Consider the following 13,318-nt stretch of genomic DNA (forward strand, 5'->3'; position numbering starts at 1 on the left):
CAACCCGGCGCAGGCGCGCGCTCCGCCTCAGTCCTGGGCGTCGGCCGCCTCGACCTCTTCCCTGGTGATGCCGAGCAGGTAGAGCACGGTGTCGAGGAAGGGCACGTTCACCGCCGTGTGCGCCGCCGCCCGCACCAGGGGCTTCGCGTTGAACGCCACCCCGAGCCCCGCCGCGTTGAGCATGTCGAGGTCGTTGGCGCCGTCGCCGATCGCCACGGTCCGCGACAGGGGCACCCCCGCCTGGGAGGCGAAGCTCCGCAGCAGCCTGGCCTTCCCCGGCCGGTCCACCACCTCCCCGGTGACCCGCCCGGTCAGCTTCCCGCCCTCGATCTCCAGGGTGTTGGCGGCGGCGAAATCCAGGCCGAGCGCGTCCCGCAGCCCGTCGGTGACCTGCGTGAAGCCCCCCGAGACCACCCCGACCCGGCAGCCGAGGCGCTTGAGGGTGCGGATCAGCGTCCGCGCCCCCGGGGTCAGCCGCACCTCGGCGCGGACCTTGTCCACCACGGACTCGTCGAGGCCGGCGAGCAGCGCCACCCGGGCGTGCAGCGACTGCGTGAAGTCCAGCTCGCCGCGCATCGCCGCCGCGGTGATCTCGGCCACCCGCTCCTCGCACCCGGCGTGCGCCGCGAAGAGCTCGATCACCTCGTCCTGGATGAGCGTGGAGTCCACGTCCATCACCACCAGCCGCGGCGCCCGCCTGGCCAGCCCCGAGGCGACCACGGCCACGTCCACGGAACGCGCCGCCGCCTCCTTGGCCAGGTGCGTCCTCAGCTCCTCCGTCGGTACCCCGGAGACGTTGAACTCCACCGCGGTGACCGGGTACTTGGCCAGCCGGTTGATGCGGTCGATGTTGCCGCCCACGGCCGCGATCCGAGCGGCGACCGCGGCGGTCACCTCGGCGGTCAGCGGGTTGCCGAGCACCGTCACGTGCGAGCGGCCACTGCCGCGGGAGGGGTTGTCGCCGATGCCCGAGATGATCTCGGCCTGCAGCCGCTGCGCCTCCGCCCAGGCGTGCACCGTGGCGCGCAGCTCGCCCTCGCCGCCGGCGGCGCCCGGGCCCGGCGGGCCGACCAGCGCGCACAGCGTGATCCGGCCGCGCGTGACGACCTGCTCGATGTCGACGACCCGCACCGCGAAGGCGGCCAGGGTCTCGAAGAGCCCGGCGGTCAGGCCGGGCCGGTCCTTGCCGAAGATCTTGACCAGGAGGGTGCGGGCGCCCTCGCCGGCCGGGGGTGCGGAGATCATGGTGCCTCCCACGGTAACCGCCCCGCCCCGGCCGCCCCACCCGGTGTCCGGCTTGTGGACAGCGCCGCCGCGCCCCGCGCGTCCCCGGCTTCCCCCCTCTCTCCACCGGTTTTCCACCGGCTCGTCACGGAGCCGCACACGCATTGCATCAGGTTCGTGACTTCCGGGGGCCGACTTCCCGTGGCCGCCCGCGGCCTGGAATAGTGCCCCCCACGACAACCATCCCTAGACCTCCGGTCGGAGGTTGCTCGGGGGACAACTTTGTGGGGCATGGAGTGCCGGAACTCGTACTGGAACTGAACGGACAAACCTGGACTTTGGACCGCACCAGGTCCTACCACCTCGGCCGGGACCCGCAGGCCGACCTGGTGTTCCAGGACTCCCGCGTCTCCTGGCGGCACGCCAGCGTGCGCTGGGCGGGCCAGGGGTGGGTGCTGGAGGACAACGGCAGCACCAACGGAACGTTTTCGCAGGGGCAGCGCGTGCAGCACCTGCCGCTCGTCCCCGGCACGGTGGTGCACCTGGGCAACGCCACCGACGGGCCGCGGATCACCTGCTCGGCCCCGGCCGCGCAGCAGGCGCCGCCCGCCTACCAGCAGCCCCCGGCGGCCTACGCCCAGCCCCCTGCCTACCCGCAGCAGCAGCCCGCCGCCTATCCGCAGCAGCCCGCCGCGTACCCGCAGGGCACCCCGTCCCACCAGTTCCCGCAGGCCCAGCACGCCCAGCAGGCCCCGCACACTCCGGCCATGCCGGCCGCCGCGCCCGCCTCCCCCGTGCCGCCCTCGGGCCCGCCCGGCGGCGCGCCGGGCGCCGGGGCCCCCGCCGGATTCGGCGGCGGCCCGGCCGACCGCGGCGCCACCAGCCTGCACCGCATAGCCGTCGGCAAGGTGACCCGGATCGGCCGCGCGCTGGAGAACGAGCTGGTCGTCTCCGACCTCCAGGTCTCCCGGCTGCACGCCGAGTTCCTCGCCCACCCCGACGGCCGCTTCGAGATCCGCGACATGGGCAGCCACAACGGCACCTACGTCAACGGCCAGCAGCTCCCCAAGAACGGCCACCGCTACCTCGGCCAGAACGACACCGTCGGCATCGGCCACTCCACCTTCCGGCTGGTGGGCGGCCAGCTCCAGGAGTTCGTCGACACCGGCGAGGTCTCCTTCTCCGCCCGCCACCTGACCGTCAAGGTCAACAACGGCCAGCTGACCATCCTCAACGACGTCTCCTTCGGCGTCCCGGAGAAGTCCCTGATCGGCGTCATCGGCCCCTCGGGCTCCGGCAAGTCCACCCTGCTGCGGGCCCTCACCGGCTACCGCCCCGCCACCTACGGCGAGGTGCTGTACGACCACAGGAACCTGTACACCCACTTCGCCGAGCTGCGCCACCGCATCGGCCTCGTCCCGCAGGACGACATCCTGCACACGGCCCTGCCCATCAGGCAGGCCCTGCGCCTGGCCGCCCAGCTCCGCTTCCCCGGCGACGTCGCCGAGGCCGAGCGCAACGCCAGGGTCGAGGAGGTGCTCGCCGAGCTCAAGCTGAGCCACCACGCCACCAAGCGCATATCCTCGCTCTCGGGCGGGCAGCGCAAGCGGGTCTCCGTCGCGCTCGAACTGCTCACCAAGCCCTCGCTGATCTTCCTCGACGAGCCGACCTCTGGCCTCGACCCGGGCATGGACCGCGACGTGATGCAGCTGCTGCGCGGCCTCGCCGACGACGGCCGCACCGTCCTGGTCGTCACCCACTCGGTGGCCGAGCTCGACCTGTGCGACCGGGTCCTGGTGATGGCCCCCGGCGGCGGCGTCGCCTACTTCGGCCCGCCCAAGGAGGCGCTGAACTTCTTCGGCTACGAGACCTGGGCCGACGTCTTCTCCGCCTTCGAGAACTACCGCGACTACGACTGGATGGGCCGCTGGCGCGGCTCGCAGCACTACCAGATGTACGCGGCCGACCTGGACGCCGTGCAGCCGCAGGCCGCCCAGTTCCAGCCCATGGCCGCGATGCAGCAGAAGGCGCAGAGCTGGGGCTCCCAGGTGTGGACCCTGATGCGCCGCTACGCCGCCGTCATCGTCGCCGACCGCGGCTTCCTCGGCCTGACCGTGGCCCTGCCGATCGTGCTCGGCGCGGTCAGCGCCTTCATCCCGGCCGACTACGGCCTCGGCTACGGACCCCAGGACCGCGGCTTCAGAAACGGCGACGCCAGCATGGTGCTGCTCATCCTGGTCGTCGGCATGTGCTTCTCCGGCGCGGCCAACGCGGTCCGCGAACTGATCAAGGAGCGGGTCATCTACGAGCGAGAACGGGCCGTCGGCCTCTCCCGCTCCGCGTACCTGATGTCGAAGGTCTTCGTCCTGGGCATCGTCACCGTCCTGCAGGCGGCCATCCTCAGCATCATCGGCTTCGCCCCCCGCGACATGCCCGTGGAAGGCGTCATCGTCGAGGACTCGCCGGCGCTGGAGATGACGGTCGTCCTGATGGCCCTGGGCTGCACCTCCATGATGCTCGGCCTGGTCATCTCCGCCCTCGTGCGCACCTCCGAGATGACGATGCCGCTGCTGGTGATGATCTCCGTCATCCAGCTGGTCTTCACCGGCGCCCTGTTCAAGGTGCACGGCAGCCTCGGCGTCGAGCAGCTGTCCTGGCTGATGCCCTCCCGCTGGGCCCTGGCCGGGGTCGGCACCACGGCCGACCTGAACACCCTCACCGCCTCGCCCGAGGAGCCCGACCCCGACCCGATCTGGAAGCACGAGGCCGGGTACTGGCTGCTCGACATGCTGATGCTCGGCCTGCTCGCCGTGATCTGCGGCTACCTGGTGATGAAGTTCCTGCGCCGCCACGAGCCCGAGGTCATGCGCAACTGAGGCGCCCACCTCTTCCCGCGCCCCGGCACCCCGCGCCGGCCCCGCCAGGGCCGGGCCGCGGGGTGCCGCCGTCCCGGGCCCAGGCGCCACCGCGCCCGGCGGCGCGCGACCCCGGCCCCGGCGGCCCGCGGTCCCGCGGGCCGGCCCCCGCCCCGGCGCGGACCCACGAGACCTAGGACCCCGGCCCCACCCCGCACCGGCCCGGGGCCGATCCGCGCCCCCCATCGGCCGCGTTACCGTCTTCGCATGGGCCCGAGAACCGGCCTGGCCGCCGTAAGCGCCGCACTGCTCGCCATGAACCGCACCCTGGAGGTGCGCGACGTCCTGCGCACGATCGTCCGCTGCGCCCGCGAGCTGCTCGACGCCCGCTACGCCGCCCTGGGCGTGCCCGACGGCAACGGCGGCTTCGCCCAGTTCATCGTCGACGGCGTCAGCGACCGGCAGTGGAAGGCCATCGGGCCCCTGCCCAGGCAGCACGGCATCCTCGCCGCCATGCTCAGCGGCGCCACCCCCGTCCGGCTCGCCGACGTCCGCCTCGACCCCCGCTTCGAGGGCTGGCCGGCCGCCCACCCGGAGATGACCGACTTCCTCGGCATGCCCGTGGCCGACGGCCAGGAGGTGCTCGGCGCCCTGTTCCTCGCCAACAAGCGCTGCCCGCCCGGCCGCCCCAAGCCGGAGGGCTGCGGCTTCACCGCCGAGGACGAGGAACTGCTGCACCTGCTGGCCGAGCACGCCGCCATCGCCCTGACCAACGCCAGGGTCTACGAGCGCAGCCGCGAACTCACCATCGCCGACGAACGCGCCAGGCTCGCCCACGAACTGCACGACGCCGTCGCCCAGAAGCTCTTCTCGCTGCGCCTGACCGCGGAGGCCGCCGCCGCCCTCCTCGACCGCGACCCCGAGCGCGCCAGGGCGGAGCTGCGCCAGGTCACCGCCCTGGCCGCGGAGGCCGCCGACGAACTGCGCGCCGCCGTCGTCGAGCTGCGCCCGGCCGCCCTGGAGGAGGACGGCCTGGCCGCCACCCTCCGCGCCCAGACCCGGGTGCTCGACCGCGCCCACCCGGCCCGGGTCCACTTCGCGTGCCTGGACCTGCGGGCGCTGCCCGCCGCCCAGGAGGAGGCCGTGCTCCGCGTCGCCCAGGAGGCCCTGCACAACGCGCTGCGGCACGCCGCCCCCGAGCGGGTGGACGTCACTCTCTTCCGGCGCGGCGCGGCCACCGTGCTGCGGGTGGCGGACGACGGCCGCGGCTTCGACCCGGTGGCCGTCACCGGCGTCGGCCGCCACCTCGGCCTGGTCTCGATGCGGGACCGGGCCGCGGCGGTGGGCGGAACCCTCACCGTGGAGTCGGCGCCCGGCAAGGGCACCCTGATCGAGATGGAGGTGCCAGGTGGCTGAGCCCACGGCCGTCATCCGCGTGCTGCTCGTCGACGACCACCAGGTCGTCAGGCGCGGGCTGCGCACGTTCCTCGAGGTCCAGGACGACATCGAGGTGGTGGGCGAGGCCGCCGACGGCGCCCAGGGCGTCGAGCGGGCCGAGGAGCTGCGGCCCGACGTCATCCTCATGGACGTCAAGATGCCCAACGCCGACGGGGTCGAGGCCCTGCGCCGGCTGCGCGAACTCGGCAACCCGGCCCGCGTCCTGGTCGTCACCAGCTTCGCCGAGCAGCGCACGGTGATACCCGCGCTGCGGGCCGGCGCCGCCGGCTACGTCCACAAGGACATCGACCCCGGCGCCCTGGCCGGCGCCATCCGCTCGGTGCACGCCGGGCACGTCCTCCTCCAGCCCGAGATCGCCGGGGCGCTGCTGGCCGGGGAGCACGGCGGCGGCAACGGCAGGGGCGGCTCGCTCACCGACCGGGAGCGCCAGGTCCTCGCGCTGATCGCCCGCGGCCGCTCCAACCGGGAGATCGCCCGCGGCCTCGTGCTCTCCGAGAAGACCGTCAAGACCCATGTGTCGAACATCCTCATGAAGCTCGATCTGGCCGACCGGACGCAGGCCGCCCTGTGGGCCGTCAGGCACGGCCTCTCCGACTGAAGCCGCCGCCCGCGCAGGTCAACGGCCCTTTCTATCCGAGGAGTTGGCGCACCTCCAAAGGGGGCGTCAGCCCTCGCCTCCGGATTCACCCCCGCGGGTGCAGTTCACCCGTATGGCGCATCCGGCGGGGCGCCCGGCCGTTCTCCAGGGCACGCCGCGGCACCGGCCGCGGCCGAGTGCAAGGAAGGTCGAGAAAAGTGAAGAACCTGAAGAAGGCCGCCGCCGTCACCCTGATGGTCGGCGGGCTCGCCGCCGCCGGCGCGGGCGTCGCCTCCGCCCAGGCCAACGCGGGCGGCGCCGCCGCCGGCTCGCCCGGCGTCGCCTCCGGCAACACGGTCCAGGTGCCCGTGCACGTGCCGGTGAACGCCACGGGCAACAGCGTCAGCGTCATCGGCCTGCTGAACCCCGTGTTCGGCAACGTCAGCGCCAACCACTGACGGCACGCCCGTCCGCCGTGTGAGCCGCGCCGCGGCCGGAACCACCCCCGGCCGCCCCACCGCGCGGCGCCACCCCCGGACGGGCGGGCGGCCCGCCCGCTGACCCGGGCCGCCCGCCCTCCCACGGCCCCACCCCGGCCCGCCCCCGCCCCCGGGCGGCCCCGGGGTGCGGGCCGCCAGGCGCCCACGGCCGCACCCCCACGGCCGCGCCGCCAGGACCCGCGCGCCACCGCCCTGCCCCCGCCGCCGTCCTGACCCGGCAGCCGCCAGGATCCCGCCGCCGCGCTATCCCCGCTGCCGCTCCAGCTCCTCCGCGTACGCGTTGTACGCCGCCACCCGCGCCCGCCTGGCCGCCCGCTCCACCGGCCGCAGCAGCCGGTCCCGCTCGGCCATCTGCCCCGCGCTCACCGCCGCCCCGGGCTCGCTCTCCGCGGCGATCTCCACCAGCGCGCCCACCCGTTGCGCCAGCTCAAGCACCCGCACCGCCCGCGGCGGATACCCGGGCGCCAGCAACTGCCGCCCCCGCTCCATCCGCGCCCGGTAGGCCTCAAGACGCGCCAGCGCCATCGGCCCCGCACCCGCCACGTCCAGCCGCGTCAGCGCCTCGGTGGCGTCCCGCATCACCTCGGCCAGCTCCCGCTCCGCCTCGCCCAGCGAGGGCACGTCCGCCGGCGGGGCCTGCCGCACCGCGCGGCAGCGCCACAGCACCTCGAACAACCCCTCCTCCGGCGCCCCCACGTGGCTCACCTCCGGCGTCAGGCCGAGCGCCGCCCCCGAGGCCAGCACCGCCTCCCCGGCCTCAAGCGCCGCCGCGTTGAACTCGGGCGGCCCGCACAGCCCCAGCGGGTGCCCCGGCGCGGGCAGCGCGATCCGCAGACCCACCACGCCCAGCGCCCGCAGCCGCCCGAGGGCCAGCGTCAGCCCCACGGGACCCGGCTCGCCCGGCAGCCCCGCCACCCGGTGCGTCCAGTCCTCACCCACGGCGCGCGCCGCCGCGTCGTCCGGCGCCGCCAGTCCGGCAAGCAGCGCATTGCCCCAGGCGGCCAGCCGCCCGGCACGAGGTTCATCGAGCATGCCTCTACCTTAGGGAAGGAAGCCCAACAAGCCTCCTGACGAAGAACACCCGGAGGCGGTGGCGTAAGTTGTGACCGAAGGCGACTGCAAGGGGAGAGACCGCGCGCATGAGCGATGTACTGGAGCTGGTGGACGTATCCGTGGTCCGCGATGGCCGGTCTCTGGTGGACAAGGTCTCCTGGTCGATCGCCGAGGGCGAGCGCTGGGTGATCCTCGGCCCCAACGGCGCCGGAAAGACGACCCTGCTGAACATCGCCTCCAGCTACCTCTTCCCCACCTCGGGCACCGTCCAGATCCTCGGCGAGAAGCTCGGCGGCGTCGACGTCTTCGAGCTCAGGCCGCGCATCGGCATGGCGAGCGCCGCCCTCGCCGAGAAGCTGCCGCGCCGCCAGACCGTGCTCCAGTCCGTGCTCACCGCCGCCTACGGCATGACCGCGGGCTGGCAGGAGCGCTACGAGGAGGTCGACGAGCACCGCGCCCGCGCCTTCCTCGACCGGCTGGGGATGAACGAGCACCTCGACCGCAGGTTCGGCACCCTCTCCGAGGGCGAGCGCAAGCGCACCCTCATCGCCCGCGCCCTGATGACCGACCCCGAACTGCTGCTCCTCGACGAGCCGGCCGCGGGACTCGACCTCGGCGGCCGCGAGGACCTGGTGCGCCGCCTCGGCCGGCTGGCCCGCGACCCGTACGCCCCCTCCATGGTGATGGTCACCCACCACGTCGAGGAGATCGCCCCCGGCTTCACCCACGTCCTGCTCATCAACCAGGGCAAGGTGCTCGCCGCCGGGTCCGTCGACGACGTGCTGACCTCGGCCAACCTCTCCCACTGCTTCGGCCTCCCGCTCATCGTCGAGCGCCAGGGCGACCGCTGGACCGCACACGGCCTGCCGCTCGGCTGAACCCGCCACCCCGGCACCCCGTGCACGGGCCCCCGAACCGCGGGCCCCCGAACCGCGGGCCCACGTGCCGCCCGCCCCGGGACGCCGCGCCCCCGCCCGCCCCGCGCCCGTCCCGCCCCACACGTCCGCCAAGTCCCGCGCCGCGCACGGCCCTCGCCTCCCGGCGCGGCCGGACACGGGCCGGGACGAACCCTGTTCGCCGCGTGGCCCGCCGCTCTACCATGACTTTGTGGACTTTTGGGTGTGGTGGCTGATTGCCGCCGGAGGATTCGCGATCGTCCTCGTGCTGACGGCCATGCCGGAGCTCGGCATGCTCGCCGCGGGCGCCGTCGCGGCGGCCCTCACCGCGGGCGTCACCGACAGCCTCATCCTGCAGGTCGTCGTCTTCGCCCTCGTCTCCACGGCCCTCATCGTCGTCGTCCAGCCCATCGCCAGGCGCTCCCGCACCGGGCCGCCCGCGCTGAGCACCGGCGTCGACGCCCTCATGGGGAAGACCGCCATCGTGCTGGAGCGAGTCGACGGCACCAGCGGGCGCATCAAGCTCGCCGGCGAGGAGTGGTCGGCCCGCTCCCTCGGCGAAGACGACACCTACGAGGCGGGCACCCAGGTGAGCGTCGTCGAGATCGACGGCGCCACCGCCATCGTGATGTGATGTGCCGGTCGCCTCACCGACAATCGTTCCAACTCGTCTAGCCGCAGGGGGAGTACACGATGGACGCCATCATCATCGTGCTGATCATCCTGGTGGTGCTGGTCGTCATCGCGCTCGTCCAGACGATCCAGGTGATCCAGCAGGCCAGTGCCGCCATCGTCGAGCGCTTCGGACGCTACACCAGGACCCTGAACGCCGGCCTCAACATCGTCGTGCCGTTCATCGACCGCATCCGCAACCGCATCGACCTCCGCGAGCAGGTCGTGCCGTTCCCGCCCCAGCCCGTGATCACCCAGGACAACCTGGTGGTCAACATCGACACGGTCATCTACTACCAGGTGACCGACGCCAGGGCGGCCACGTACGAGGTGTCCAACTACATCCAGGCCATCGAGCAGCTCACCGTCACCACACTGCGGAACATCATCGGCGGCATGGACCTGGAGCGCACCCTCACCTCCCGCGAGGAGATCAACGCGGCGCTGCGCGGCGTCCTCGACGAGGCGACGGGCAAGTGGGGCATCCGCGTCAACCGCGTCGAGCTGAAGGCGATCGAGCCCCCGACCTCCATCCAGGACTCGATGGAAAAGCAGATGCGCGCCGACCGCGACAAGCGCGCCGCCATCCTCCAGGCCGAGGGCGTCAGGCAGTCCGAGATCCTCCAGGCCGAGGGCGCCAAGCAGTCCGAGATCCTCCGCGCCGAGGGCGACGCCAGGGCCGCCGCCCTGCGCGCCGACGGCGAGGCCCAGGCCATCCGCACCGTGTTCGAGGCCATCCACGCCGGCGACCCGGACCAGAAGCTGCTGTCCTACCAGTACGTCCAGATGCTGCCGAAGATCGCCGAGGGCGAGTCCAACAAGCTGTGGATCGTCCCCAGCGAACTCGGCGAGGCCCTGCGCGGCCTCGGCGGCACGCTCGGCAGGTTCGCGGGCGGCCCCGGCACCCCGGGCGCAGGCAACGGAGGCGGCAGCGGCCCCGCGGGCACCCCGGGCGGCGCCCCCACCGACGGCGGCCCCGCCCTCGACAAGCCCACCCGCCAGCAGCCCCGCATCGAATAGCCGCCCCCACGCGGCCCCCGCGCACGGACGAGCGCGCCCGCCCCACCCCCCACGGGGGCAGGGCGGGCGCGTCCCATGCGGGCCACGGGGCCCGGCTCAGGCCGGGGCCGCCGACCGGGCGAGGGGCAGCGCGGGCACCAGCCAGTCCGGCAGGCCCCCGGCCTCCTGCGCCCCCACCGCCAGCAGCAGCGCGTCGGCAGGCGTCGGCTCGAACGGCTGCGAGAGCAGCCGCATCCCCGCCTGCGCCGGCGTACGGTCCGCCTTCCTGTGGTTGTCCTCGGAGCACGCGGCCACCGTGTTCAGCCAGGTGTCCTGCCCGCCCTGGGAACGCGGCAGCACGTGGTCGATCGTGGTCGCCTTGCGGCCGCAGTACGCGCACCTGTGCCGGTCGCGCACCAGCACCCCGCGCCGCGACCACGGGGCCCGTTGTCGGAAGGGCACCTTCACATAACGCCTGAGCCTGATCACCTGCGGCACCGGCAGGTCCACCGAGGCGGCCCGCACCCGCAGACCCGGGTGCGCGTGCTCCACGTCGGCCTTCTGCTGGAGCACGAGCACCACCGCCCGCCGCAGCGACACCGTCGACAGCGGCTCGTAACTGCCGTTCAGCACAAGGGTCCTGAGCATTCCGCCCACCTCCCGTTCCCGCCCCCGCCCCCGCGGCGGGATCGGGACCACTGTGCCCCCGGCCCGCCGGGCGGACAATGCAATTTCCCGGGGAGGGAACAAGAACGGAAGGTGAAGCGAGGGCAGCCCTTTCCGCGCCGCTACGCCTCCACTTCGTACGTCCCGATCAGCTGCGCCCTTCCGATCGCGTGAAAACGCAGCTGGAAACCGACATAGGCGGGGGAGGCGTTCTCGTCGGCATCGAGGTGCTCGGTGTCCACCGCGTACACGGTGAAGACATAGCGGTGCGGACCGTCCCCGGGCGGCGGCGCGGCCCCGCCGAAGTCCCGCGTCCCGTAGTCGTTCCGCACGTGGACCGCCCCTGCGGGCAGCCCGGCGCACTCCCCGCTCCCGGCCCCGGCGGGCAGCTCGGTCACCGCCGCCGGAATGTCGAACAAGGACCAGTGCCAGAAGCCGCTGCCGGTGGGCGCGTCCGGATCGAAACACGTCACCGCGAAGCTTTTCGTCCCCGCGGGAAAGCCGGACCAGCGCAGGTGCGGCGAGACATTCCCCGCCGCGTACACCTGGTCCTCCTTCAGCCGCGCGCCCTCCCGCACGTCCTCGCTCTCCACCGTGAACGAGGCCACCGGCGGATGGAATGCGTGCGGAAGCGGACGCAGCCGCGGTTCTGCCATGACGGAACCCCTTCGTCGAGTCGATCACTGACCGCCGCTAGCGTAGTCACGGCAGGGCCACGCGGCGCGTGCCGCGGAACGGGCCCACCGGGAGAGCGGAGGACGGCAGGCCAGTGACGGGCGATCCGAAGGCGCCGGCGTACCCCCGCCTGCCGGGCGACTCCCTCGCCGCGCTCCTGGCGGGCACCACCCCGCCCGGCCTCTACCGCTGGACCCCGCCCACCCCCGCCGAGCTCGCCGGGCTGCCGGGCCGCGCCGCGCGGGCCGGCCGGCACGCCGCGGTCCTGGACGCCGCGGGCGTCACCGGCAAGGCCGCCTTCCTCGCGCGCTGCGCCGCGGCCCTCGGCCTGCCCGCCTGGTTCGGCCACAACTGGGACGCACTCCACGACTGCCTCACCGACCTCTCCTGGTGGGAGGCGCCGCGCGGGCGCCTGATCGCGGTGGCCGGCTGGCCGGGCCTGTGCCGCCGCGACCCCGGGACGGCGGCCGGGGCGGCCGGCGTCTTCGAGGACGCCGTCGCCCACTGGCACGGGCGGCCCGGGCCGCTGACCGTCCTCCTCACCGCGGACCCGCCGGCCCACGAACCCCGCGGCGAGGGCGAGGGCGGCCGGGGCCAGGACCCCGGGGACCCCACCTGACCCCGGCCGGTCCGGGAGTGCCGCGAGGGCACGGGACGCGGGAAGGCGGGAACGCGATGCAGACGGCACGGATGCCACAAACGGCGAGGGACAAGGGAACGAGGAACAGGGAGCGGACATGCGCGAGACCGAGCGGGCGCGGCGGGTGCTGCGGCGGGACTTCTTCGACCGCGAGGTCCTGGAGATCGCCCCCGACCTGCTGGGCAGGACCCTGGTGCGGACCACGCCCGAGGGCGTCGTCCGCCTGCGGCTGACCGAGGTCGAGGCCTACGCGGGGGAGATCGACCCCGGCTCCCACGCCTTCCGCGGTCGCACCCGCCGCAACGCCACCATGTACGGCCCCCCGGGCCACGTCTACGTCTACTTCACCTATGGCATGTGGCACTGCATGAACCTGGTCTGCGGCCCCGAGGGACGCGCGAGCGCCGTGCTGCTGCGGGCCGGCGAGGTGCTGGAGGGGGCGGAGCTGGTCCGCCCGCGCCGCCGCTCGGCCCGCGCGGACACGGAACTGGCCAAGGGCCCCGCCCGCCTGGCCACGGCTCTGGGCGTGGACCGCGCCCTGGACGGGGCGGACGTCTGCGCCGCGGACGCGGGGGCGCCGCTGCGGGTGCTGCACGGGACCCCGGCCGACCCGGCCCTGATCCGCACCGGCCCCCGCACCGGCGTCTCGGGCGACGGCGCCGTCCACCCCTGGCGCTTCTGGATCGACAAGGACCCCACGGTCAGCCCCTACCGGGCACACCAGCCGCGGCGCCGGCCGACCCGACTTGACGCGCCCCCGCAGACGCCGTAATGTGGGTCGAGTCGCCTGAGGCGGGATGCGAAAGCGGAGCGTCGAAAGACCAGCCCCGCGCGTCCCTCGGGCGCACCACCATCTCGGATTCGACTGACCCGGACAGGGCTTTTTCGGCATGCCGAAAGCGCCTCTCGCCGGGGCCGGATTAGGAATTGATCCGGAGGTCGGCTAATATGGTGGACACACCGAACGAAGCCCGGTGAGGGTCCGTTCCTTGAGAACTCAACAGCGTGTCTATTCTCGTCAATGCCAGTTTATTGATTGAGTAGTTCATTTTTAGCGAGGATTCTCGCGTGAAGCATTCACGGAGAGTTTGATCCTGGCTCAG

13 protein-coding genes are annotated in these 13,318 nt (G+C 73.7%); 9 read left to right on the top strand and 4 right to left on the bottom strand.

Features of this window, described 5'->3' with window-relative positions; all coding sequences use genetic code 11:
- Positions 1–27 precede the first annotated feature (27 nt).
- The gene (gene serB / locus D7294_RS13845) at positions 28–1,245 is read right to left on the bottom strand and encodes a phosphoserine phosphatase SerB (protein WP_120679284.1); all 1,218 of its coding nucleotides are present in this window, start codon (positions 1,243–1,245) and stop codon (positions 28–30) included.
- A 275-nt stretch (positions 1,246–1,520) separates the two neighbouring features.
- Between serB and D7294_RS13850 the strand changes: the two genes are divergently transcribed.
- From D7294_RS13850 to D7294_RS13865, 4 genes are all read left to right on the top strand, one after another.
- Entirely contained in the window at positions 1,521–4,100 is a 2,580-nt protein-coding gene (locus D7294_RS13850) for an FHA domain-containing protein (protein ID WP_120679286.1), read from the top strand.
- A 246-nt stretch (positions 4,101–4,346) separates the two neighbouring features.
- Positions 4,347–5,495, top strand: a complete 1,149-nt coding sequence (locus tag D7294_RS13855; RefSeq protein WP_120679288.1) for a GAF domain-containing sensor histidine kinase — start codon at positions 4,347–4,349, stop codon at positions 5,493–5,495.
- Complete coding sequence (locus D7294_RS13860; RefSeq protein ID WP_120679290.1) at positions 5,488–6,135, top strand: response regulator; 648 nt, start codon at positions 5,488–5,490, stop codon at positions 6,133–6,135. The genes D7294_RS13855 and D7294_RS13860 overlap by 8 nt, the downstream gene beginning before the upstream one ends.
- A 197-nt stretch (positions 6,136–6,332) precedes the next feature.
- On the top strand, positions 6,333–6,572 hold the full coding sequence (locus D7294_RS13865) for a chaplin (protein ID WP_120679291.1): 240 nt from the start codon (positions 6,333–6,335) through the stop codon (positions 6,570–6,572).
- A 285-nt stretch (positions 6,573–6,857) separates the two neighbouring features.
- Here the strand turns inward: D7294_RS13865 and D7294_RS32475 are convergent, their stop codons facing one another.
- Positions 6,858–7,646 (bottom strand): hypothetical protein, encoded by a 789-nt coding sequence (locus D7294_RS32475; protein ID WP_120679293.1) that lies wholly within the window; start codon positions 7,644–7,646, stop codon positions 6,858–6,860.
- 107 nt (positions 7,647–7,753) lie between these two features.
- Here D7294_RS32475 and D7294_RS13875 point away from each other — a divergent pair, with 107 nt between their 5' ends.
- From D7294_RS13875 to D7294_RS13885, 3 genes are all read left to right on the top strand, one after another.
- Complete coding sequence (locus tag D7294_RS13875) at positions 7,754–8,545, top strand: ABC transporter ATP-binding protein (protein WP_120679295.1); 792 nt, start codon at positions 7,754–7,756, stop codon at positions 8,543–8,545.
- A 229-nt stretch (positions 8,546–8,774) separates the two neighbouring features.
- Positions 8,775–9,197 carry an NfeD family protein gene (locus D7294_RS13880; protein ID WP_120679297.1) on the top strand — a complete coding sequence of 141 codons (423 nt, stop codon included), beginning with the start codon at positions 8,775–8,777 and terminating at the stop codon, positions 9,195–9,197.
- Positions 9,198–9,256: 59 nt separating this feature from the next.
- Positions 9,257–10,255, top strand: a complete 999-nt coding sequence (locus D7294_RS13885; protein WP_120679299.1) for an SPFH domain-containing protein — start codon at positions 9,257–9,259, stop codon at positions 10,253–10,255.
- A 96-nt stretch (positions 10,256–10,351) separates the two neighbouring features.
- On the opposite strand, the gene D7294_RS13890 is transcribed toward D7294_RS13885, so the two are convergent.
- Both D7294_RS13890 and D7294_RS13895 read right to left on the bottom strand, forming a co-directional pair.
- Entirely contained in the window at positions 10,352–10,882 is a 531-nt protein-coding gene (locus D7294_RS13890) for an HNH endonuclease (protein WP_120679301.1), read from the bottom strand.
- A 140-nt stretch (positions 10,883–11,022) separates the two neighbouring features.
- Positions 11,023–11,556: a YbhB/YbcL family Raf kinase inhibitor-like protein gene (locus tag D7294_RS13895; protein ID WP_120679303.1), complete on the bottom strand. Its 534-nt coding sequence runs from the start codon at positions 11,554–11,556 to the stop codon at positions 11,023–11,025.
- 113 nt (positions 11,557–11,669) lie between these two features.
- Here D7294_RS13895 and D7294_RS13900 point away from each other — a divergent pair, with 113 nt between their 5' ends.
- Both D7294_RS13900 and D7294_RS13905 read left to right on the top strand, forming a co-directional pair.
- Positions 11,670–12,194 carry a barstar family protein gene (locus tag D7294_RS13900; RefSeq protein ID WP_241562332.1) on the top strand — a complete coding sequence of 175 codons (525 nt, stop codon included), beginning with the start codon at positions 11,670–11,672 and terminating at the stop codon, positions 12,192–12,194.
- Between the two features lie 118 nt (positions 12,195–12,312).
- The gene (locus tag D7294_RS13905; RefSeq protein ID WP_120679305.1) at positions 12,313–12,987 is read left to right on the top strand and encodes a DNA-3-methyladenine glycosylase; all 675 of its coding nucleotides are present in this window, start codon (positions 12,313–12,315) and stop codon (positions 12,985–12,987) included.
- Positions 12,988–13,318: the final 331 nt, after the last annotated feature.

Source organism: Streptomyces hoynatensis (assembly GCF_003626535.1).
Taxonomy (GTDB): domain Bacteria; phylum Actinomycetota; class Actinomycetes; order Streptomycetales; family Streptomycetaceae; genus Streptomyces; species Streptomyces hoynatensis.

Excerpts from the sequence above, each read along its gene's own strand:
- serB (WP_120679284.1), bottom strand. The coding sequence starts at position 1,245 with ATGATCTCCGCACCCCCGGCCGGCGAGGGCGCCCGCACCCTCCTGGTC.
- D7294_RS13855 (WP_120679288.1), top strand. The coding sequence starts at position 4,347 with ATGGGCCCGAGAACCGGCCTGGCCGCCGTAAGCGCCGCACTGCTCGCC.
- D7294_RS32475 (WP_120679293.1), bottom strand. The coding sequence starts at position 7,646 with ATGCTCGATGAACCTCGTGCCGGGCGGCTGGCCGCCTGGGGCAATGCG.
- D7294_RS13875 (WP_120679295.1), top strand. The coding sequence starts at position 7,754 with ATGAGCGATGTACTGGAGCTGGTGGACGTATCCGTGGTCCGCGATGGC.
- D7294_RS13885 (WP_120679299.1), top strand. The coding sequence starts at position 9,257 with ATGGACGCCATCATCATCGTGCTGATCATCCTGGTGGTGCTGGTCGTC.
- D7294_RS13890 (WP_120679301.1), bottom strand. The coding sequence starts at position 10,882 with ATGCTCAGGACCCTTGTGCTGAACGGCAGTTACGAGCCGCTGTCGACG.
- D7294_RS13895 (WP_120679303.1), bottom strand. The coding sequence starts at position 11,556 with ATGGCAGAACCGCGGCTGCGTCCGCTTCCGCACGCATTCCATCCGCCG.
- D7294_RS13905 (WP_120679305.1), top strand. The coding sequence starts at position 12,313 with ATGCGCGAGACCGAGCGGGCGCGGCGGGTGCTGCGGCGGGACTTCTTC.